Here is a 22,437-nt window from a genome sequence, read left to right on the forward strand (position 1 = left end):
GGCTTCATCGGCGACGCCGGTCAAACCGCCCGTGGGCGGCCCCGTTCCGCCGCATGGTGCATGGCAGCGATCACTCGTCCGTGCGGATGGCCTGTCCCCGGTCGATCGGCAGGCGGTCGCCCTTGAGTTCGTCGGGGGTCGGCAGGCTGCGCACGTCCCAGCCGCCGCCGAGCGCCCGGATGAGGGTCACCGCCGTGGTGAAGCGGTTGAGCCGTACCTGCAGCGAGGTCACCTCGTTGTTCAGTTCCAGCGCCTGGGCGGTGATGACCGTGGTGAAGTTCTGCGTGCCGGCGCGGTACTCGTTGAGGGTGATCTCCACCGCCCGGCGGGCGGAGGCCACGGCCTCCTCCTGCGCCGCCTGCTGGCGGGCCAGGATGCGCACGCCGGCAAGCCCGTTCTCCACCTCGGCGAAGGCGGTGAGCACGGTCTGGCGGTAGGTCGCCACCGTGGCGTCGTAGGCGGCGCGGGCGATCTGCACGGCGGCGGTGCGGGCGCCGCCGTCGAGGAGCGTCTCGCTGCCGGCCGCAGCCACCGACCAGACCTGGTTGGCCGCCGAGAACACCCCGTTGCTGGTCAGGCCCGAGACGCCGCCGGAGCCAGACAGGACGAGGGTCGGGTAGAAGGCCGCCACGGCGACGCCGATCTGCTCGCTCTGGGACTGGACGCTGCGTTCCGCCTGGGCGATGTCCGGCCGCCGCTCCAGCAGGGCGGAGGGGATGCCCACCGGAACCGCCGGCGGCGTCTTCGGCAGGCTCCCCTTCGGCAGGGACAGTTCGGAGGGCGGACGCCCGATCAGGGTCGCGATGGCGTGTTCGAAGGTGGCGCGCTGCAGGCCCACCGCGATGGCCTGGGCCTGGGTCGACTGCACCTGCGTCTGCGCCGTGATCACGTCGGACCGGGCCGCCACGCCGGCATTGTACTGGTTCTCGGTGATGGCGAGGCTCTTCTTGTAGGCCACCACCGTCTCGTCGAGCAGGCGCTGGAGCGAATCCTGGTAGCGCAGGCTGTAGTAGTTCGTGGCGACCTCGGACTGGATCGCGAGGCGCACCGCCGCCAGGTCCGCAGCACTCGCCTGGGCGTTGGCCACCTCGCTCTCGATGTTGCGCCGGATGCGGCCGAACAGGTCGAGCTCCCAGGAAGCCTGGGCCTGGAGCGAGACCGAGGTGCGCTCGGTGCCGAGCGTCCGCGAGCGCGTGATCGTCGGCGCGCCGATGACCGTGGGGTAGAGCGCCGAGCGCGCCTGGGCGACGAGGCCGCGCGCCTGGTCGTAGGAGGCCAGGGAAACGCGCAGGTTCTGGTTGTCCACGTCGACGAGGCGGATCAGCCGGTCGAGGGCGGGGTCGCGGAACACGCGCCACCAGTCGCCGCGCTCGGCCCCGTCATTGGGCTGCACCGCGCGCCACCCCTTCCGCGTCACGACATGGGCCACGCTGTCCTCGCGCATCCCGCCCTGCTTGAACGCCAGCGGCGTCTCCACGGACGGTCGCGAGTAATCCGGCCCGACCATGCAGCCGGAGACGGTGGTGGCGAGGGCGAGGAGGGTAACGAGCGAGCGCAACGGGCTCCCTCTCCTGGAAGGAGGGGGACCTGCGCCGTCATTGAAACGCGGTGCGCCCCCGCTCGAAAGGGAAGCCACGAGCCCGCGCAGGCGGCCGTCCGTCAAACCGCCCACGCTCATTCGGCCGCGCCCGGAACCACGCCCAGGGCCGGGCGGCGCCGCCGGAGGCGGTCGAGATAGAGGTAGACGACGGGCGTGGTGTAGAGGGTCAGGATCTGGCTCACGATCAGGCCGCCGGCGATGGCGATGCCCAGGGGGCGGCGCATTTCCGAGCCTTCGCCCCCGGCGAGGATGAGAGGCAGGGCGCCGAGCAGGGCCGCCAGCGTTGTCATCATGATCGGCCGGAAGCGCAAGAGGCAGGCCTCGAAGATCGCGTCCTTCGGCGCGGCCCCGCGCGTGCGCTCGGCGTCCAGTGCCACGTCGATCATCATGATCGCGTTCTTCTTGACGATGCCGATGAGGAGAAACACCGCGATGAGGGCGATGATGGTGAATTCCGTCCCCGAGACGAGGAGCGCCAGCAGCGCGCCGATGCCGGCCGAGGGCAGGGTCGAGAGGATCGTCACCGGGTGGACGAAGCTTTCGTAGAGGATCCCGAGGATGGTGTAGACCGCCAGCAGCGCCGCCAGGATCAGCAGCGGCTGGCGCGAGGACGAGGCCTGGAAGGTCTTGGCCGCGCCCGCGAACTCGCCGTGGATCGTCGCCGGCAGGCGCAGTTGCGCCTCGGCCTCCTCGATGGCGGCGGTGGCGTCCGACAGGCTCTTGCCCGGCGCCAGGTTGAACGAGATCGTGGTGGCCACGAACAGGCCCTGGTGGCTCACCTGCACGGGTGCGTTGCCGGTCTCCACGCGGGCGAAGGCCGAGAGCGGGATCATCGTCTCCTTGGCGCTCGAAACGGGGGCGCTGGACGAGGCGCCCGCCCCGCCGGCGATGGCGTTGGAGGCGGCGTTGCGGGCGGAATCCGCCGCGATGGTGGAGGCGGTGGTTCCCGTCGCCGCGGCCCCGGCCACGGTCCCGGCCACCGCGTTGGTGACGGCCGAGCCCCGCGCCTTGCCGCCCGAGGTCGAGACGAAGACGGTCTTCAACGTCTCCGGGCTCTGCAGGTAGCGCGGCGCGATCTCCATCACGACGTGGTACTGGTTGAGCGGGTTGAAGATCGTCGAGACCTGCCGCTGGCCGAAGGCGTCGTAGAGGGTGTTGTCGATCTTGTCCGGCGTGATGCCGTAGCGGTAGGCCGTGGCCCGGTCGATGACGAGGCGGCTCTCGAGCCCGCCCTCCTGCTGGTCGGAGGTGACGTCGGAGAAGACCGGGTTCTTCTGCAGCGCCTCCACGAGCCGGGGGGCCGCCGCGTAGAGCTCGTCCGCCGTGTCGCCCTGGAGGGTGTACTGGTACTGGGCGAAGCTCTGGCGCCCGCCCATGCGCAGGTCCTGGCGCGGGAACAGGAACAGCCGGGCGCCGGCCACCTGCGCGAGCTTGGGGCGCAGGCGGGTCATCACCTCGGTGATCGAGGCCCGCTCGCCCCGCGGCTTCAGGCCGACGAAGACGTTGGCCGAGTTGGTGGCGCGCCCGCCCGTGAAGCCGACGACGCTGTCCACCGCCGGGTCGGCCTGCACGATGGCGGTGGCCTGTTCCAGCTTCTGCTTCATCGCCTGGAACGAGATGCGCTGGTCGGCCTGGATGCCGCCCATCATCTGCCCGGTATCCTGCTCGGGGAAGAAGCCCTTGGGGACGATGATGTAGAGGTAGACGTTGAGCCCGATCGTCGCGAACAGCGTGGCGAGGACGAGGCGGCGATGGTTCAGCGCCATCCTGAGGGTGCGCTCGTAGGCCCGGAGCGTGACGTCGAAGCCCCCCTCCAGGGCGCGGATGATGAGGTTCGGGCGCGTCTCCCCGACATGTCCGTGCCCCCCGCCTTCATGCCCGCCGCCTCCATGCCCGCCGCCTCCATGCCCGCCTTCGCGTTTCAGCAGCAGGGCGCACATCATCGGCGTGGTGGTGAGCGAGAGCACCAGGGAGATCAGGATCGCCAGGGACAGGGTGACGGCGAATTCCTCGAACAGCCGCCCGACGATCCCCCCCATCAGCAGGATCGGGATGAACACCGCGATCAGCGACAGGCTCATGGAGATGACGGTGAAGCCGACCTCCCTCGCCCCGATGAGGGCGGCCTCCAGCCGCGGCTTGCCGAGCTCCACATGGCGCTGGATGTTCTCCAGGACGACGATGGCGTCGTCGACCACGAAGCCGGTGGCGATGATGAGGGCCATCAGCGACAGGATGTCGAGGCTGTAGTCGAGGAGGTACATGGCCGAGAAGGTGCCGATGATCGAGATCGGCACGGCCACCGCCGGGATCAGGGTCGCCCGCCACGAGCGCAGGAAGGCGAACACCACCCCGATGACGAGGGCGACGGCGATGACCAGGGTCTCCTCGGTCTCGGCGAGGGAGGCGCGGATGGTGGCGCTGCGGTCCCCGGTGACGGTGAGGTCGATGTCGCCGGGCAGCGCGGCCCTCACCTGCGGCAGCGCCGCCTCCACCGCCTTAATCGTATCGACCACGTTGGAGCCGGGCTGCTTGTAGATGAACAGGATCACGCCCGGCCGGCCGTTGACGAGGCCGAGGTTGCGCTTGTCCTCCACCGAATCCTCGACCTTGCCCACATCGGTGAGGCGCACCCCCGCCCCGTTGCGGTAGGCCACGATGATGTCGCGGTAATCCGCCGCCACCCGGCCCTGGTCGTTGGCGTAGAGCTGATAGTGCCGGGTGTCGGTCTCGATCGCGCCTTTGGGCGAATTGGCATTGGCCGAGGCCAGGGCCGCGCGCACCCCTTCGAGGCCGATCCCGTAATGGTAGAGGGCGGTGGGATCGAGCTCGACCCGCACCGCCGGCAGGGACGAGCCGCCGATATCGACGTTGCCGACACCGGGCAGCTGGGACATCTTCTGCTGCACCACCGTGGCGGCGGAATCGTAGAGCTGGCCCGGCGACAGGGTGTTCGAGGTGAGCCCGAGGATCAGGATCGGCGCGTCGGCCGGGTTGAACTTGCGGTAGGTGGGGTTCGAGCGCAGGGCCGTGGGCAGGTCGGCCCGCGCGGCGTTGATCGCCGCCTGGACGTCGCGGGCGGCCCCGTCGATGTCGCGGTTGAGGTTGAACATCAGGACGATCCGCACCGTCCCGACGGAACTGGTGGAGGTCATCTCGCCCACGTCGGCGATGATGCCGAGGCGCCGCTCGAGCGGCGCCGCCACCGTCGTCGCCATGGTCTCGGGGGACGCCCCGGCCATCTGCGCCTGGACCAGGATGACGGGGAAATCGACCTGGGGCAGCGGCGCCACCGGCAGCTTGAAGAACGCGAAGATCCCCGCCAGCAGCACCCCGATGGTGAGCAGTATCGTGGCGACCGGCCGCCGGATGAACGGTTCGGAGACGTTCATGGGCGGGGGGCCGGGCGGGGGCGCCTGCCCCCTCCCCCCTCTGCGGGGGAGGGTGGCCCGGCCGTCAGGCCGGGTCGGGAGAGGGGAGCGACGCGGCCGGACGTGGAGCGAGCCAGCCGCGCCTCGACGGTCGCGCCGACCGTGTCGAGGACCGAAACGAGATCGCTGAGGACACGGTCATTCGGAAAGCGCAGAACCTCGAACCCCTGCTCCCGCAGCCAGGCATCGCGCGCGGCATCGCGATCACGGCGCGCGGTCTCCTCATGCGGGGCTCCGTCGAGTTCGACGATCAGACGGGCGGACGCGCAGAGGAAATCGGCGATGTAGGGCGGCAGGGGAACCTGGCGTCTGAACGTGAGCCCGCGGAAGCGGCCACCGCGCACCTGCTGCCAGATCGCATCCTCGGCGAGGGTACGGAGCCGCCGTTGCTCGCGGGCGAACGCGCGCAGTTGTGGAGTGGGTCTGACGAGGATCCGCCCATCGTCAATCTGCGCGTCCGATCCGGAGACCGGGCTCCCCTCTCCCGACCCCCTTCGGGGGCCACCCTCCCCCGCAGAGGGGGGAGGGAGGGCAGCGGCACGATTCCGGCTCACGGCGTCGCCTCCACCGTCTTCGCCCCGCCGCCGCGCTTGAACCGCCGCTCCAGGCGGTCGAAGGCGAGGTAGATCACCGGGGTGGTGAACAGGGTCAGGACCTGGGAGACGATGAGGCCGCCGGCGATGACGATGCCGAGGGGCTGGCGCAGTTCCGAGCCGACGCCGGTGCCGAGGATGAGGGGCAACGCCGCGAACAGGGCGGCCAGCGTCGTCATCAGGATCGGGCGGAAGCGCAGGAGGCAGGCCTCGTAGATCGCGTCGCGCGGGGCCATCCCCTCCTCGCGCTCGGCCTGAAGGGCGAAGTCGATCATCATGATCGCGTTCTTCTTCACGATGCCGATGAGGAGCACGATGCCGATGACGCCGATGATGTCCAGCGGCAGCCCGTAGAGCATCAGGCCGACGAGGGCGCCGATCCCCGCCGAGGGCAGGGTCGAGAGGATCGTGATCGGGTGGACGAAGCTCTCGTAGAGCACGCCGAGCACGATGTAGACGGTGACGATGGCCGCGATCACCAGGAAGAGCTGGTTCGAGAGCGCCGATTGGAAGGCGAAGACCGAGCCCTGCGGCACCACGCGGAAGCTCGGCGGCAGGTCGATCTCCCTGCGCGCCGCCTCGATCGTCTTCACCGCATCGCCCAGCGCCACCCCCTCGGCGAGGTTGAACGACACGGTGGTGGCCGGGAACTGGCCGAGATGGCTGATGAGGAGCGGCGCCCGGCGTTCGCTGATCCGCGCCACCGCCGAGAGCGGCACCTGTCCCGAGGCCGCCGTGGAGGAGGGCAGGAAGATGCCGTTGAGGCTGTCGAGGGTCTTGTGCAGGTCGGGATCGGCCTCGAGGATCACCCGGTACTGGTTCGACTGGGTGAAGATCGTCGAGACGATGCGCTGGCCGAAGGCGTCGTAGAGGGCGTTGTCCACGGTGGCGGGGGTGATGCCGTAGCGGCCGGCGGTGGGCCGGTCGATGGTGACGTAGGCCGCCAGCCCGTTGCCCTGGAGGTCGCTGGCCACGTCCGACAGGAGGGGCGAGCGCTGCAGCGCCTGGACGAAGCGCGGCACCCAGGTCTCGAACTCGGAGAGGTTCGGGTTCTCCAGGATCACCTGGTACTGCGTCGCGCTCACCGCCGTGTCGATGGTGAGGTCCTGCACCGGCTGCATGTAGAGCCGGATGCCGGCGACCCCGCGGGAGGCCTCCTTGAGGCGGCGGATGATGGCGCCGGCATCGCTGGTGCGGCCCTCGTGCGGCTTCAGGTTGATGAGGAAGCGGCCGGAATTGAGCGTCACGTTCTGACCGTCGACGCCGATGAACGAGGACAGGCTCGCGACATCCGGGTCCTGCAGGACGATGCGGGCGATCTGCTGCTGGCGGTCCGCCATCTCGGCATAGGAGACGGTCTGGTCGGCCTGGGTCACGCCCTGGATCACGCCCGTGTCCTGGACCGGGAAGAACCCCTTGGGGATGACCACGAACAGGTAGGCGGTGAGCGCGATGGTGGCGAGGGTGACGACGAGGGTCAGGCCCTGGTGGTTGAGGACGATGCGCAGCATCCGGCCGTAGCCGGAGATCACCCCGTCCATGGCCCGCCGGCCGGCCCGCGCGATCAATCCTTCGCGGCGCTTGGCCTCCGGCGCATGCTTGAGCAGGCGGGCGCACAGCATCGGCACCAGGGTCAGCGACACCACCGCCGAGATCACGATGGTGGCGGCCAGCGTGATGGCGAATTCGTGGAACAGGCGCCCCACCACGTCGCCCATGAACAGGAGCGGGATCAGCACCGCGATGAGCGAGACCGTGAGGGAGATGATGGTGAAGCCGATCTCGCGGCTGCCTTTCAGGGCCGCCTCCATCGGCGAATCGCCCTCCTCCACGTGGCGGGCGATGTTCTCGATGACCACGATGGCATCGTCGACGACGAAGCCGGTGGCGATGGTCAGCGCCATCAGCGACAGGTTGTCGAGGGAGAAGCCGTAGAGGTCCATGATCGAGAGCGCGCCGATCAGCGAGAGCGGCACCGACAGGCTCGGGATCAGGGTGGCGGACAGGCTGCGCAGAAACAGGAAGATCACCAGCACCACGAGGCCGATGGCCAGCGCCAGCTCCACCTGCACGTCGTGCACCGAGGCGCGGATGGTGGTGGTGCGGTCGGTGAGCGGCGTCACCGTGACGGCGGCGGGCAGCGTCCCCTGCAGCTGGGGCAGCAGCGCCTTGATCTTGTCCACCGTGGCGATGACGTTGGCGCCGGGCTGGCGCTGGATGTTGAGGATGACGGCGGGCGTCTCGTCCATCCAGGCGCCGAGCTTGGTGTTCTCCGGGCCGTTGACCACGTCGGCGACATCCGAGAGCCGCACCGCCGAGCCGTTCTTGTAGGCGATGATCGCCTGCTCATAGGCCTTCGGGTCGCGGATCTGGTCGTTGGCGTTGATGGCGTAGGATTGGGTCGGCCCGTCGATCGTGCCCTTGGGCGTGTTGACGTTGAGGTTGGTGATGGTGGTGCGCAGGTCGTCGATGTTGAGGCCGTAGGCGGCCAGCGCCCGCGCATTGAAGCGCACGCGCACGGCGGGGCGCTGGCCGCCGCCCATGCTGACGAGGCCGACGCCGGAGACCTGGCTGATCTTCTGGGCGAGCCGGGTCTCGGCGAGATTGCGCACCTCGGTGAGCGGCATCGTCGTCGAGGTCAGGGCCAGCGTCAGGATCGGCGCGTCGGCCGGGTTGACCTTGGCGTAGACCGGCGGCGCAGGCAGGTCGGAGGGCAGCAGGTTGCCCGCCGCGTTGATCGCCGCCTGGACCTGCTGCTCGGCGATGTCGAGGCCGAGATCGAGGCTGAACTGCAGGGTGATGACCGAGGCGCCCGCCGAGCTCTGCGAGGTCATCTGGTTGAGGTTGGCGAGCTGGCCGAACTGCCGCTCCAGGGGCGCCGTCACCGCCGAGGTCATCACCTCCGGGCTGGCGCCGGGATAGAAGGTCTGCACCTGGATCGTCGGGTAATCCACCGACGGCAGGGCCGAGACCGGCAGGTTCAGGTACGACACCATGCCCACGAGCAGGATCGCCAGCATGAACAGCGTGGTGGCGACGGGCCGCAGGATGAAGATGCGGGACGGGTTCATGGGGTGAGCCGTCCCGCCACAGGATCTCGGACCTGCCCGGCCGTCGGCGTGAAGCGCCACGGGCTCCCTCTCCTGGAAGGAGAGGGTTGGGGTGAGGTGTGCGACACCTCCGAAAAGTCCACGCACCTCACCCTGTCCCTCTCCTTCCAGGAGAGGGGACCGGCGCTGCCCGTGCGATCCGGCCAGACCTTCGCCAGGAAACGGATCCCTGTAACGTCCGGTGCGCCCATGGATGCATCGAACGGCGCGTCAGTCACAGGAAGCAAGGCGCTCATTGCGCCGCCGGCCGCTCTCTGCGGCGCTCGCGCTTCTGCGACGGGTTGTCGGGAGGGGTGCCGGCGGCGGGCGTCGAGGTCGTGGCGGCGGCGTCCGGCGCGGGTGCGGCCTGGCCGGGCGCCGACGCTTCTCCGGGGGGCGCCGGCTGGCCCTTGCCGCCCTCGGTGACGCGGACCTTGGCGCCGTCGCGCAGGCGGTCGGTCCCGTCGACCACGACCCGGTCGCCCACCGCCAGCCCCTTGGTGACGGCGGTGCGGGCGCCGTCGGCCTCGCCCACGGTGATCGGGCGGACCACGACCTTGTCGTCGCCGTCGAGGAGGTAGACGTAGGCGCCGGGCGTGCCGCGCAGGATCGCGGCGGTGGGAATGATCGGCGTATCCCGCACCGTGTCCACGGTGAGCTTGGCGTTGACGAACTGGTTCGGGAACAGGCTCTCGTCCTTGTTCTCGAACAGCGCGCGCAGCTTCACCGTGCCGGTGGTGGTGTCGATCTGGTTGTCCACCGTGTCGAGGGTGCCGGTGGCGAGCACGTTGGCGTCGCCCCGGTCGTAGGCGCTGACCGTGAGCTTCGCTCCCGAGCGCAGGCGCCGCATCACCCGCGCCACGTCGTCCTCGGGCAGGGTGAACACCACCGAGATCGGATGCAGCTGCGTCACCACCACGATGTTGGTGGAGGCGGCGGTGACGTAGTTGCCCTGGTCGATCTGGCGCAGGCCGACCCGGCCGTCCACCGGCGAGACGATGCGGGTATAGGCGATGTTGAGCTTCTGCTGGTCCACCTGGGCCTGGTCGATGGCGACCGTGCCCTCGTTCTGCTTCACCAGGGCCCCTTGCGTGTCCACGTTCTGCTTGGAGATCGAATCCTGCAGGCTGAGGCGCTGGAAGCGGGCGAGATCGAGCTTGGAATTCTGCAGCAGCGCCTGATCGCGGGCGAGCTGGCCCTGGTACTGGGCGAGCTGGGCCTCGTAGATGCGCGGGTCGATCTGGGCGAGAAAGTCGCCCTTCTTCACGGTCTGGCCCTCGCGAAAGCCGATCTCCATGAGATAGCCGCTGATCTGCGACTGGATCGTCACGGTGGCGAGCGGCGTCACCGTGCCGAGGCCCGACAGCACCACCGGGATCTCGCCGGAGGAGACCGTGGCGACGCCCACCGCCTGGGGCATGTCGCCGCCGGGGCGTCCGCGGGCGCCCTTGCCGCGCGCGGGCGTGCCGTCGGCGGAGGTCTCCGTCGCGGTCTTGGGCGCGAGATAGAACCGGTAGCCGGCCGCCCCCGCGCCGACGAGGAGGAGGATCAGGATGAGCCATGTCCCCGCACGGCTTCGCCGGCGCGTGGGCGCCGGTGTCTCCGGTCCGATCTCCCGGGCCGTCTCGGTCCGGATGGGCGATTGTTCGTTCATGCCTCGACAATCCGTCCGCTCGTTTCCGACCGGCACCACGCAGTGTGACCGAAATGGAGACCGGAGTCCCGGCGGAACAGGGGGCGCGACCACCTCGCAGCGGGGCGCCGATCCAGGGCCGCGCAGGCGGTTGCGCACATTGGCCGGGGGGCCTTGCCCGTCGATCGTTCGCTCAGCATCGCCGCCGGAGATGCCGGACTATTGCGACGCCAGTGCGGCGCGGAGGTTTCCGGCCTGTTTCCGGGGGCCCGTTCCGCCCCCCGACGCCGTCAGGGCAGGGGTTTCGACGGATAGGCCTCGACCACCGCGTGATAGGCCGCGTCCGGCGGCGTCACCGGCACGGCGAGGCGCAATCCCGCCCCCGCCAGGGCGATGAGGAGGGCGAGGGCGCAGCAGGCGCGGGTGCTCAACGGGGGCGTCCTCGTGATCCGATACGAGGTCGCTACCCCGGAGGACCATCGAGGCACAAGCGGAACGCGAGAAAGCCGCCACGCCGGGACGGTGTGACGGCTTTCCTCTCGGGGAGGATCAGCTTCTGAAGATGGACCGGAGCGGCACGTCGCCCAAAAGAAACGAGGGGGCGGTGTTTCCGTTGAGCGGCGACCGCTCCGGCCATGACCAGAACCTACGTTACGCCTGATGAATGTCAACAATCGTCAGGCCCGCTCCGGGGCGTCGGGCCAGGGAGCGTGCGAACGCGCACATTTCGGCTCGCTCGTTTCCCGCCCCGAAACGCCCGTGCTACCGAGGATGGACGCCTCTCCGCCCACGGGCGGATCCCCGCCGACCACGAGCGTTCCTGCGGATGAATCCTGTCTTCGCCGACCTCCCCAATACCGTGTTCGACGTGATGTCGGTGCTGGCGCGCGACCTCGGCGCGATCAACCTCGGCCAGGGTTTCCCGGACGATCCCGGCCCGGCCGACGTGCGCGAGAGGGCCGCCGACGCCCTGCGCGACGGCTACAACCAATACCCGCCGATGATGGGCCTGCTGGCCTTACGCCGGGCCATCGCCGACCATTACGGCCGCCACCAGGGCCTCGCCCTGGATCCCGACACCGAGGTGATGGTGACGTCGGGCGCCACCGAGGCCCTGGCCGCGAGCCTGCTCGCCCTGGTCTCGCCCGGCGACGAGGTGGTGCTGTTCGAGCCGATGTACGACGCCTACCTGCCCATCGTCCGGCAGGCCGGCGGCATCCCGCGCTTCGTCACCCTGCGTCCCCCGCATTTTCGCCTCGACGAGGACGCCCTGGCGCAGGCCTTCTCCGAGCGCACGCGGGTCGTCGTGCTCAACAACCCGCTGAACCCCACCGCGACCATGGTCCGCGACGAGGATCTCGCCTTGCTGGCGCGGTTCTGCCAGCGCTTCGACGTGACGGCCGTCTGCGACGAGGTGTGGGAGCACGTGACCTTCGACGGGCGTCCCCACCGCCCGCTGATCGGGTTCGAGGGCATGCGGGAGCGCACCGTGAAGATCGGCTCGGCCGGCAAGATCTTCAGCCTCACCGGCTGGAAGGTCGGCTTCGTCATGGCGGCGCCTCCCCTGCTCAAGGCAGTCTCGAAGGCGCACCAGTTCCTCACCTTCACCACGCCGCCGAACCTCCAGGAGGCGGTGGCCTACGGGCTCGCCAAGGACGAGGCCTATTTCCTCGACATGCGGGCGCGCTTCGCCCGCTCGCGCGACCGGCTGAGCGCCGGCCTCACCGGGCTCGGCTTCTCGGTGCTGCCCTCGCAGGCCACCTACTTCCTCACCATCGACATCGGCGAGCTGGGGCCGCGCCTGGGGCATGCGGACGACGTGGCCTTCTGCCAGGCCCTGGTGCGCGAGCACGGCGTCGCGGCGATCCCGATCAGCGCCTTCTATGCGCAAGGGGCGGTGCGCCATCTCGTGCGGCTGTGCTTCGCCAAGCAGGACGCGACCCTCGACGCCGCCCTGGAGCGGCTCTCAGGCCTGATGCGGGGGCGGGCCGCGTGAGGCCGGGAGGTCTCGGAGTTCCGCCGCTTGCGGTCGGCCCTGGCCGGGGCCACATCCCGTATCATGACCACGACGCGCATCCCCCGGAGCCCCGCCATGGCCTTCAACGACGCCGTCTTTACCGCCCGCGAAGTGCCCAAGGGCGGCTTCGGCCAGCGCGACGGGACCGCCACGCGCTTCCGTGCCGAGCCCGACAGCCGGGAGGCGGCGCTCCTGCGGCTGGAACAGTTCGCCCATCTCATGGACACGGCGTTCGTGATCCCCGGCATCAACCGCCGGGTGGGGCTCGACGCGGTCATTGGCCTCGTCCCGATCGTCGGCGATGCGGCGGGCATGCTGCTGGCCTCCTACATCGTCTACGAGGCGCGCCGCCTCGGGGCACCGCGATGGCTGCTCGCCCGGATGGCCATGAACGTGGCCTTCGACGGGGTGATCGGCGCCGTGCCGCTGGCGGGCGACATCTTCGACGCGGCGTTCAAGGCCAATCGTCGCAACGTCCGTCTGCTGCGCCGCCACCTCGAGAAGACCGGCGGCCTTCGCCCCAACGAGATCGAGGGAACGGCCGTCCGTCTCGACGGCTGACGCACAATCCAATAGGGGCGGTCTCATGAACGAGATCGCCCGCCCCGCGGAAGCCGTCCCCGTCGCCGCCCCGCCTCCCCTCGCGCCGGTGGTGCGGGGGCTGTCGCCGCTGAACCGGCGGCGGCTCTCGAACTTTCGCCGAAACCGGCTGGGCTTCTGGTCCTTCACGCTCTTCGTCGCCCTGTTCACCTTAAGCCTGTTCGCCGAGTTCATCGCCAACGACCGGCCCCTGGTGGTGTCCTACAAGGGCGAGATCCTGTTTCCCGTCCTCATCGACTACCCGGACGAGAAGTTCGGCGGGTTCTACGCCCGGCCGAACTACCGCTCGGCCGAGACCCGGCGGGAGATCGCCGAGAACGGCTGGGCGATCTGGCCGCCGATCCCCTATTCCTACGACACGATCATCGACGGGCTGCCGACCCCCTCGCCCTCGCCGCCCACCTGGATGCTCACGGACGCGCAATGCCAGGCGGCGGCGAAGCAGACTGGCGCGGAGACCACGGGGCGGGCCGGGTGCACGGGCCTCGAGATGCACTGGCTCGGCACCGACAACACCACCCGCGACGTGCTGGCCCGCGTCATCTACGGCTTTCGCATCTCGGTGCTGTTCGGGCTGATCCTGGCCATCGTCTCCTCGGTGATCGGAGTGATCGCCGGGGCGGTGCAGGGCTATTTTGGCGGCTGGGTCGATCTCGCCCTGCAGCGCTTCATCGAAGTGTGGAGCGGCATCCCGACCCTCTATCTCATCATCATCATCTCGGCCTTCATCGCGCCGGGCTTCTTCGTGCTGCTCGGCATCCTGCTGCTGTTCTCCTGGGTGGCCCTGGTAGGGGTGGTGCGGGCCGAGTTCCTGCGGGCGCGCAATTTCGAATACGTCCGCGCCGCCCGGGCGCTGGGCCTCTCCAACATCCGCATCATGAGCCGGCATCTCCTGCCCAACGCCATGGTGGCGACGCTGACCTTCATGCCGTTCATCCTCAACGGCTCGATCGGGACGCTGACCTCCCTCGACTTCCTCGGCTTCGGCCTGCCCCCCGGCTCGGCCTCGCTGGGCGAGCTGCTGGCGCAGGGCAAGGACAACATCCAGGCCCCCTGGCTCGGGCTGACCGGCTTCTTCGTGGTGGCGGTGATGCTGAGCCTGCTCATCTTCGCCGGGGAGGCCGTCCGCGACGCCTTCGACCCCCGCAAGACGTTCACGTAACATTCGCCCGTGGCGCAGACCCGCCGAGGCGGGTCTTGCGTTTTTAATCCCCCCGCGCGCCTCCACCGCAGGTTCCGATGGAATCCGATCGGAGCGTCACGCGTTGTCGAAGGGCGGCATTCTCGGTCCGGCCGCGAGATTCATCCCTCCCGGATCCGGAGTTTCGATGTCCGACGCCTCGAACACGACACCGTCCCGCCGCCTGTTCATGGCGGGGACCATCGCCGGCATCGGAGGAGCGCTGGCATCCGAGCGTGCGGCATCCCAGACGATCCCCACCACCCCGACCGGCCGGCCCGAGCCCCAACTCGACCAGGCGCCGCCGCTGCCGCGCGAGGCGCATCTCGGCTGGGCGGTGGTCGGCCTCGGTGACTTCGCCCAGGCCCAGATCCTGCCCGCCTTCCAGCGCGCCCGGCGCTCCAGGGCCGTGGCCCTCGTCTCCGGCAACCCGGAGAAGGCGAGGTCCGTCGCCGCCCGCTACGGGATCGGACCGGGCGGCCTCTACGACTACGCCTCGATGGGCAGGATGGCCGACAACGCGGACATCGCCGCCGTCTACGTCATCACGCCGAACGCCACCCATGCCGATCTGACCATTAAGGCCCTGGAGGCGGGCAAGCATGTCCTCTGCGAGAAGCCGATGGCGACGAGTTCCGCCGAGTGCCGGCGGATGATCGACGCCGCCAAGGCCGCCGACCGCCGCCTGATGGTCGCCTACCGGGTGCATTGGGAGCCGCACAACCTGCGTGCCAAGGCGATGATGGATGCGGGCGAACTCGGCGCGGTGCGCTTCGCCTCCTCCGACCATCACCGCCCCCTGGAGCCGGAGAAGCCCCGCGACCAGTGGCGCATGCTGAAGGCGGTCGCCGGCGGCGGGTCGCTGGTGGATATCGGCATCTACGGCCTCAACGGGGTGCAATGGTTCTTCGGCGAGAGCCCGTCCTCGGTCTCCGCCTCGATGCATGCGCCGGCGGGCGATCCGCGTTTCGCCGAGGTGGAGGACGTGTTCACGGCCCAGCTCGTCTTCCCCTCGGGCCGGCGCGCCACGGTCTCGTCGGGCTACAGCGCCGACAAGAAGCGGATCGACCTGTGGGGCGACAAGGCGGTCGCCACCCTCGATCCCGGCACCGCCTACCAGGGCAACCGCCTCGTGATCGGCAACGCCAAGCGCGCGGACGAGATCCTGACGGCGGAGGGCGACGCGGTGCAGTTCACCGGCGAGATCGACCATCTCTCGCAGGTCATCGCGGAGGGCGGAGAGCTGCGCACGCCCGGTGAGATGGGCCTGCGCGACGTCCGCCTGATCGAGGCGCTCTACCAGGCGGCGGCGACGCGCCGGTGGGTCGATCTCAACCCCGACATGACGATGCGGTCGGGTACGCCCTGACGGCGCCCATCGGATTTAGCGCATCTCGGTATGCAGGCAGACAGCGTCCCTCTCCCCCTTGTGGGGAGGAGGGTCGGGCGGCGCTCCCGTCCGGCAACGGACACCTCAAGAAAATCGGTCTTGCGTATGGGTCGTGGTGATTCCGGCGAAGGACGCGCAGGAACGAATCGGCTGTCATGGACACGTATGTCATCACGCTCGGCGGCTTTGGAGCCCTGGTGCTCCTCACCGCCTGGCTGCCGATGGTGCTTCGGCGACTGCCGCTGTCACTGCCGATCTGCTGCGTCGCGATCGGGGCCGGACTGTCGCTGATCCCCGGGATCGGCGAATTCTCCCCCCGGCCGGAGCATCACCTGCGCCTCATCGAGAAGGTCAGCGAATTCGTCGTCATCATCTCGCTCATGGGGGCCGGGCTGAAGCTCGACCGCCGCGTCGGCTGGAAAAGCTGGATGGTGACGTGGCGCCTTCTGGCCATCGCCATGCCGCTGACGATCCTCGCCCTCGGGCTCCTGGCCTCGCATCTCCTCAGCCTCGGCATCGCCTCCTCCCTGCTCATCGCCGCCGCCCTCGCGCCCACGGACCCGGTCCTCGCCTCCGACGTCCAGGTCGGTCCGCCGTCGGAAGGGGACGAGGACGAGATGCGGTTCGGACTCACCTCCGAGGCGGGGTTGAACGACGGGCTCGCCTTTCCCTTCGTCAACCTCGCCATCGCGCTTGCCGCCTCGACGGGCCTCAATGCCGCCGGGTGGACCGAATGGGTCGGCCTCTCGCTGGTCTGGAAGATGCTGGCGGGCGTTGCCCTGGGGGCCGCCATCGGGCGGGGCTTCGGCTGGCTGACCTTCCACCTGCCGAATAGGGCGCGCCTGTCGCGCACCGGCGACGGCTTCGTGGCTCTCGGCATCACCTGCCTCACCTATGCCGCCGTGGAGGCGGTGCACGGCTACGGCTTCGTCGGCGTCTTCGTGGCGGCCCTGGCCATGCGCTGGTCCGACAGGGGCCACGATTACCATCACGCCCTCCACGGGTCGGCGGAGGCGTTCGAGCGGCTGGCGATGATGATCCTCCTCGTCGGCTTCGGCCTCGCCCTCGGCGGCGGGCTCCTGCGCGACCTCACCGGGGCGGGCGTCGCTTTCGCCTGTCTCGTCATCTTCGTGGTGCGGCCGCTCTGCGGCTGGGTCAGCCTCGTCGGGCACGACCAGCCCTTCGCCGAGCGAGCGGTGATCAGCATCTTCGGGATCAGGGGGCTCGGCACGATCTACTACCTCGCCTTCGCCCTCGGGCATGCGTCATTCGAACGAGCGGGCCTGTTGTGGAGCACGGCTGGATTGACGATCCTCCTCTCCATCGTCCTGCACGGCGTAAGTGTCTCGTCGGTGCTGGGCTTCCTCGACCGCCGCAGCGGGCGCGACACCGAGAGCGCCCAGCTCGACCTGCCGCTGGCCCCGCCCCCCGTCGAATGAGGGGAGAGGACGGGGCCGGTGGGGACGCGAAAACGGCGCCCGTATTGACCGGGCGTCCGGCAAATTCTCTCCGCCCACCCAAAAATAAAACCCAAGTTTTTCTACGGCATTTGCTAAATCCCGCCATTGGGAGTACATCAGTGAAATCGAAGCGTGATCAGATTTTCATTTGCTGAAGCCAAACAGCTTTTGCAGAGTGAAAGTCGGGTGCGAGTCGAGACAACGGAGAAGGCCGGACATCTTCGTCTGGACCTCCGAACTATGATGCCCGCAAGGGCGAAGGATTATGATGGCTGTCGGTACTGTTAAGTGGTTCAACGAGCAAAAGGGCTTCGGCTTCATCCAGCCGGATAACGGCGGCAACGACGTGTTCGTGCACATCTCCGCCGTCGAGCGCGCCGGTATGCGCGGTCTCGCCGAAGGCCAGAAGGTCTCCTACGAAATGGAAACCGACAAGCGTAGCGGCAAGCAGTCCGCCGGCAGCCTCCAGGCCGCCTGAGCCACCGTGCCGCATGAGCCATGCCGGGTTCCCTGAGAACCTGACAATGGTCACGGAGCCGCTCTCCCTGGGAGAGCGGCTTCCTGCGTTTTCGATGACGTCTTCTTCCTATGCGGCCCTGCCCCGCCGCATTCCAAACCAGGATTCTGTGTGAGCCAATTCAACGAAAACTCCATGACCGACCGCCTCAAGGCTTCGCAGGAAGCCCGTCAGGCCGCGCTGGCGCGTTTCCGCGACCGCCCGGCCGCCGACGATCCGACGGTGGTGGCCCGCAAGGCCGAGCGTGAGGCGATCGCCCGCGAGCGCGACATCCGCGTCGCCGCCCGCGAGGCCGAGCGCGCCGCCGCCGCCGCGCAGGCCGTCGCCGAAGCCGAGGCCGAGCGCGAGCGCCAGGCCATCGAGGCGGCGCGCGTCGCCGAGGAGAAGATCGCCCTCGCCGCTGCCGCGCGCATCGAGCAGAAGCAGCAGCGCGACGCGCGCTACGCCGCCCGCAAGGCCAAAGCCCGCAAATAAGGCGGACCGCTGCCGCATCGGTCCGGGCGAGGAGCGGATCCCGCTTCCCGAAGGACCGGTGCCGCCAAACGAAATCCCGGAGAGCCGTCCCGAACACGAGGTTCGGGGCGGGCATCCACCGGGTTCGACGTCAGGGCCGTTCGTCAACGATCGGGCCTGTCCCGTCGAATGGGTTGGCTCGGTCCTTCGTGAGGGTTCGGGCGCAGGATGGCATCGCCGGACGGAGCTGCCACCCCTCTCGTCCCTGTCCGGGAGGCAACAGGCCTTCGGCACGGCGACGCGCGACCACGAACACCCGTCCGGGGACGCGGAGCCCCTTTCGCGTCAACTCAGAAAGGCACTCCCATGGTCCATAAATTCAAGCTCGGGCAGCGTGTCCGCCGCGCCCGCATCGGCTATGCCGACGTCAAGGCCGATCCCGCCGACGTGTTCGAGATCGTCCGCCTCGTTCCCGAGGACCAGACCGGCGAGCCGTTCTACCGGATCAAGTCCGGCGGCGGCGAGCGCGCCGTCCGCGAAGGCGAGATCACCCTCGCCTCGTGAGACTTCGTCTCCGGCCCGGGCCGGACGCGAGAAACAAAAAGGCCCCGCATCGGAGGATGCGGGGCCTTTTTCATGGTGTGTCCGTTCAGCCGGGCGAGATCAGTGGCCGCCCTCGGTGGCGTTGCGGGTCGCCTCATAGAGGAACCAGGTGCGCTCCTCGGACTGGTTGATCCACTCCTCCAGCAGGCTGGTGGTGGAGACGTCCTTGGCCTCGTCCGTCACCTCGTGCAGCTCGCGCATGTTGGCGGTGAGGGTCTTGTTGTCGTCGCGCAGCTCGGCCAGCATCTCGAGGGGGCTGACATAGTCGGCGTCGTTGTCCTCGACGCGGGACAGCCTGGAGGCCTGACCCAGCGACCGCAGGGTGGTGCCGCCGATCTTGCGGGCGCGCTCGCCGACATCGTCGATGATGCCGAAGATCTGCTGCGACTGCTCGTCGAGCATGAGGTGGTAGTCGCGGAAATTCGGGCCGCTCACATGCCAGTGGAAGTTCTTCGTCTTCACATACAGGGCGAAGAGGTCCGACAGCAGGACGGTCAGGCCCTCGGCGATCTTCTTCGTTGCCTCGGGCGCGAGATCGGTAGGGGTGTTCAGGCGATCCCCGTCGACACGCGTGCGTCCGCTCAAGCTCTTTGCCATGACGTCATAACTCCGGTTGAATTCCGATGACGGGCGGCGTCCAGCGCACGCCCCATGACGGGAAAAAGCCAGAGAGAGGGGGGAAGTTCCGCATCCCAGCCATGAGCGGAGTGACGCGCTCGCGATCGTGACCGTGCCACCGCCTCGGATTGACGCCACCGCGGAACGCGCCCGGCGGGTGGTGCCCGCCGGGGACGAGCGACGTCAGGTCAGCACGACCACGCGAGTGCCAATCTCGACGCGGCCGTAGAGGTCGATCACGTCCTGGTTGATCATGCGGATGCAGCCGGACGAGACGCTGAGACCGATGGATTCCGGCTCCAGGGTTCCGTGGATGCGGTAGAGCGTGTCCTTGTTGTCCTGCCACAGGTAATGCGCCCGCGCACCGAGCGGGTTGCGGGAGCCGCCGGGCACGCCGAGGCCGCTCTGGAGCTGGGTCACCGACCGGGCGAGCTTGGGCGTGCGGGCGATCATCTCCTTGGGCGGATACCAGTCCGGCCACATCTGCTTGGAATTCACGGTCGAGACGCCCGACCAGGAAAAGCCCTGCTTGCCGACGCCGACGCCGTAGCGCCGCGCCCGGCCGTTGGCCTGAACCAGGGTGAGGTGGTGGGCGCGCGGATCGACCACGATGGTGCCGGGGGGCTCGCGGCCGGTATAGGCCAGCTCCTGACGCAGGAAGACCGGGTTCGCCTTGCGCCAGTTGAAGGCATGGACCGGGAACGGCTCGTCGGTGATCGCGGCATAGGCTTTTGCGTAGTCGATCGGCCCGTCATCCACCGGACGCGCCACGGCGTTGCCCTGGTTCGCAGGCGGCGGCTGCTCCACCCGGCGGCGGGCATTGGGATCGGCATAGGGATCCGCGTCGGGATCGTCCTCGAAGCGCGGGGCGGTGGTGCGCTGGCCATAGGGTTCGTAGCGCCCGCCTCGCCGGCGGTAGAGCCGCCCGGCCTCGTCCCGGTAGAGACGGTCGTCGTCATAGGGGCCGTATCCGTCCTCCGAGTCGAGGGAGAGCCGGCCGCGGATCTGGGCGAGGGCGGCGAGGGGGGAACCGACGAGGGCCAGGGCCGCACCCGCGCCGCTCAGCAGGGTCCGCCGGCTGACGGGAAGAACGGGGCGTTCGAAGATGGGACGTTCGGACATGGGGTACTCGAGGATGGGCCCCTCGCCAGGACGCGAGGACTAAAGCCAAGATCGTGCGGTGACTTAGCAAGACCAGGGGCTGCCGTCACGCCGGCTCGTCGCTCAGCAGCATTGCGGCCGGGTGGGGTCGGCGGGCGGACATGGGGCCGGCCCGGCGACGGACCTTTCATCATGGCGCGAGAATGAGCGGGAGATGTCGGGATTTCATCGGGTCTTGCGATTGCAAAAACCTCTGTTCGCATCGACATAGGATCCTGCATTTCAACACCATCGAATCCTTGAAAGACGGACGAATCCTGTGCCGATCTCTTCGTTCGCACGCCTTGGCGCGTCAGCCCTGACGCTCGCCCTCGGGCTGCTTCTCTCAGGGGAAAGCCCTGCCCTGGCGGGTCCGAAGCCCGCCCTCTCGACGGCAGCCCCCAGGGCCGTCGATTCCTCCCGAGCCGGCTCCTCCCGGACGAAGGCCGCCAAGCGGTCGCGGACGGTCAAGGCCAACACGGTCAAGACCACCACAACCAAGGGCAAGGCGGCCCCCGCCGAGACCATGTCCACGGAGGCCATGTCGACGGAGGCGCCCGCCGTCACCTGGACCTCGGCCGAGCCGGACGAGCTCCGGTGCGGGCGCAGCCGCCGCAAGCTGTGGCAGGCGGGCGAAGGCTGGATGGTCAAGACCGTGACCGTCTGCCGGTAAGCGTCCGCCCGAGAAGCCGGAGCGGGACGACGCCGGATGCCCGGAGGCCGCCGGGTAGGACCTCACCCGGCGGCGCGCTACAAGGCCCCGGCCCGCACAGGCGATGTCCGGGCTGAAGTGGGAGCGATGACGTGATCCGCGTGCTGCATACGGGCGACTGGCATATCGGGCAGTCCCTGCGCGGCTATTCCCGCGCCCACGAGCATGCGCGGGCGCTGGCCCGTCTCGAAGCCATCGTCGTGGAGCACGAGGTCGACGCCCTCGTGGTGGCGGGCGACGTCTACGACAGCCAGAACCCCTCGGGGGAGGCGCAGGCGCTGCTCTACGACGTGCTGGTGCGCCTGCACCGGGCGCGCCCCGCCATGACCATCGTCCTCACCGCCGGCAACCACGACGCGGCCGGGCGCCTCGAAGCGCCGAGCCCGATCCTCGAGGCCATCGGGGTCCGGGTCATCGGCAATGTCCGCCGCCGCGACGGCGCCCTGTCCATCGAGCGTCATCTCGTGCCGGTCCTGCGGAACGGCGACGTGGCGGCGCAGATCCTGGCCGTGTCCTATCCCACCGCCGCCTGCCTGCCGCCCCTGCGCCGGGAGGAGGGATCGCCCATCGTCCGGGCCGTGCGCGCCCTCTATTCCCAGGTGATGGAGGCGGCGGCGCCGCATCTCTCCGGCCTGCCGCTCCTCCTCACCGGGCATCTGCACGTGGCCGGCGGGACCGAATCGGAGGGGGCCGAGCGCCGCATCCTGGTCGGCGGCGAGCATGCCGTGCCGCCGGACGTCTTTCCGGCGGAGGCCGATTACGTGGCGCTGGGCCATCTCCACAAGGCCCAGACCATCGGCGGCGGGATGGTGCGCTATTCCGGCTCGCTGATCCCGCTCTCGGCCACCGAGCAGCCCTATGTCCACGGGGTCAGCCTCGTGACCCTCGGCGACGGACCGGCGCGGGTGGAGCACATCCCGATCCCGCGCCCGGTCCCGTTCCTGCGCCTGCCCCCGCGCGGCGACATGCGGCTCTCCGACCTCGCCGACCATCTCAAGGCCCTCGACCTCGATCCCGCCCTGCCCCTGGAGGAACGGCCCTATATCCAGGTCCGCCTCGCCCGCGAGGGGCTGGGGCCGGGCCACCGGGCCGAGGTCGACCGGATCGCGGACGGCTTTCCCGTGCGCATCGTCGACACCCGCGTGGCGCCCGCCGCCGATCCGGTGGCGGAGGCCGCCGAGGCGGCGCCCCTCGTGCGACTGTCCGAGCGCGACCCGGAAGACCTCTTCCGCCTCGCCTTCGCCCGCGTCCGGGGCACGCCGCCGGAGCCGGCGCATCTCGAGGTGTTCCACCGGGTCCGGGCCGAGGCGGAGGCCTGAACCCCTCAGCCCGACGCCGGCCCCTCCGTCCTTGTCACGCGGCCGTTACCCTGTAGATATTACAAGTCGATTGTGCGCCATC

General features: G+C 69.4%; 18 protein-coding genes. 10 read left to right on the forward strand and 8 right to left on the reverse strand.

Going from position 1 to position 22,437, the window contains the following annotated elements:
* Positions 1–70: 70 nt before the first annotated feature.
* The 6 genes from MKK51_RS26000 to MKK51_RS26025 form a co-directional block, all read right to left on the reverse strand.
* Positions 71–1,558, reverse strand: coding sequence for an efflux transporter outer membrane subunit (locus MKK51_RS26000; RefSeq protein ID WP_279601328.1), 1,488 nt, complete (start codon positions 1,556–1,558; stop codon positions 71–73).
* Between the two features lie 116 nt (positions 1,559–1,674).
* Positions 1,675–4,992, reverse strand: a complete 3,318-nt coding sequence (locus MKK51_RS26005) for an efflux RND transporter permease subunit (protein ID WP_243982568.1) — start codon at positions 4,990–4,992, stop codon at positions 1,675–1,677.
* Entirely contained in the window at positions 4,989–5,585 is a 597-nt protein-coding gene (locus MKK51_RS26010) for an endonuclease domain-containing protein (protein ID WP_243982570.1), read from the reverse strand. Before MKK51_RS26010 ends, MKK51_RS26005 begins: the two co-directional genes overlap by 4 nt.
* Entirely contained in the window at positions 5,582–8,695 is a 3,114-nt protein-coding gene (locus MKK51_RS26015) for an MdtB/MuxB family multidrug efflux RND transporter permease subunit (protein WP_243982579.1), read from the reverse strand. Before MKK51_RS26015 ends, MKK51_RS26010 begins: the two co-directional genes overlap by 4 nt.
* A gap of 271 nt (positions 8,696–8,966) precedes the next feature.
* Positions 8,967–10,367, reverse strand: a complete 1,401-nt coding sequence (locus MKK51_RS26020) for an MdtA/MuxA family multidrug efflux RND transporter periplasmic adaptor subunit (RefSeq protein ID WP_243982581.1) — start codon at positions 10,365–10,367, stop codon at positions 8,967–8,969.
* 269 nt (positions 10,368–10,636) lie between these two features.
* The gene (locus tag MKK51_RS26025) at positions 10,637–10,777 is read right to left on the reverse strand and encodes a hypothetical protein (protein ID WP_243982583.1); all 141 of its coding nucleotides are present in this window, start codon (positions 10,775–10,777) and stop codon (positions 10,637–10,639) included.
* A 395-nt stretch (positions 10,778–11,172) separates the two neighbouring features.
* Between MKK51_RS26025 and MKK51_RS26030 the strand changes: the two genes are divergently transcribed.
* From MKK51_RS26030 to MKK51_RS26065, 8 genes are all read left to right on the forward strand, one after another.
* Positions 11,173–12,342 carry an aminotransferase gene (locus MKK51_RS26030; protein ID WP_243982585.1) on the forward strand — a complete coding sequence of 390 codons (1,170 nt, stop codon included), beginning with the start codon at positions 11,173–11,175 and terminating at the stop codon, positions 12,340–12,342.
* Positions 12,343–12,438: 96 nt separating this feature from the next.
* Positions 12,439–12,924, forward strand: a complete 486-nt coding sequence (locus tag MKK51_RS26035) for a DUF4112 domain-containing protein (RefSeq protein WP_243982587.1) — start codon at positions 12,439–12,441, stop codon at positions 12,922–12,924.
* Between the two features lie 25 nt (positions 12,925–12,949).
* Entirely contained in the window at positions 12,950–14,125 is a 1,176-nt protein-coding gene (locus MKK51_RS26040) for an ABC transporter permease (protein WP_243982589.1), read from the forward strand.
* A 166-nt stretch (positions 14,126–14,291) separates the two neighbouring features.
* Positions 14,292–15,512, forward strand: coding sequence for a Gfo/Idh/MocA family protein (locus tag MKK51_RS26045; RefSeq protein ID WP_243982591.1), 1,221 nt, complete (start codon positions 14,292–14,294; stop codon positions 15,510–15,512).
* A 176-nt stretch (positions 15,513–15,688) separates the two neighbouring features.
* Positions 15,689–16,972 carry a cation:proton antiporter gene (locus tag MKK51_RS26050; RefSeq protein WP_243982598.1) on the forward strand — a complete coding sequence of 428 codons (1,284 nt, stop codon included), beginning with the start codon at positions 15,689–15,691 and terminating at the stop codon, positions 16,970–16,972.
* Positions 16,973–17,261: 289 nt separating this feature from the next.
* Positions 17,262–17,471, forward strand: a complete 210-nt coding sequence (locus tag MKK51_RS26055) for a cold-shock protein (protein WP_026176335.1) — start codon at positions 17,262–17,264, stop codon at positions 17,469–17,471.
* Between the two features lie 150 nt (positions 17,472–17,621).
* Positions 17,622–17,984 carry a DUF6481 family protein gene (locus MKK51_RS26060; RefSeq protein ID WP_313898842.1) on the forward strand — a complete coding sequence of 121 codons (363 nt, stop codon included), beginning with the start codon at positions 17,622–17,624 and terminating at the stop codon, positions 17,982–17,984.
* Positions 17,985–18,329: 345 nt separating this feature from the next.
* A complete protein-coding gene (locus MKK51_RS26065; RefSeq protein ID WP_243982602.1) occupies positions 18,330–18,527 on the forward strand; it encodes a hypothetical protein in 198 nt (65 codons plus the stop codon).
* Between the two features lie 99 nt (positions 18,528–18,626).
* On the opposite strand, the gene MKK51_RS26070 is transcribed toward MKK51_RS26065, so the two are convergent.
* Positions 18,627–19,163 carry a Dps family protein gene (locus tag MKK51_RS26070; protein ID WP_243982604.1) on the reverse strand — a complete coding sequence of 179 codons (537 nt, stop codon included), beginning with the start codon at positions 19,161–19,163 and terminating at the stop codon, positions 18,627–18,629.
* Between the two features lie 204 nt (positions 19,164–19,367).
* A complete protein-coding gene (locus tag MKK51_RS26075; protein ID WP_243982607.1) occupies positions 19,368–20,306 on the reverse strand; it encodes a L,D-transpeptidase in 939 nt (312 codons plus the stop codon).
* 298 nt (positions 20,307–20,604) lie between these two features.
* On the opposite strand from MKK51_RS26075, the gene MKK51_RS26080 reads away from it, so the two are divergent.
* Together MKK51_RS26080 and MKK51_RS26085 are read left to right on the forward strand one after the other, a co-directional pair.
* Entirely contained in the window at positions 20,605–20,997 is a 393-nt protein-coding gene (locus MKK51_RS26080) for a hypothetical protein (protein WP_243982609.1), read from the forward strand.
* Positions 20,998–21,128: 131 nt separating this feature from the next.
* Positions 21,129–22,355: an exonuclease SbcCD subunit D gene (locus tag MKK51_RS26085; protein ID WP_243982611.1), complete on the forward strand. Its 1,227-nt coding sequence runs from the start codon at positions 21,129–21,131 to the stop codon at positions 22,353–22,355.
* The last annotated feature ends 82 nt before the right edge of the window (positions 22,356–22,437 follow it).

The organism is Methylobacterium sp. E-045, assembly GCF_022829685.1.
Taxonomy (GTDB): Bacteria; Pseudomonadota; Alphaproteobacteria; order Rhizobiales; family Beijerinckiaceae; genus Methylobacterium.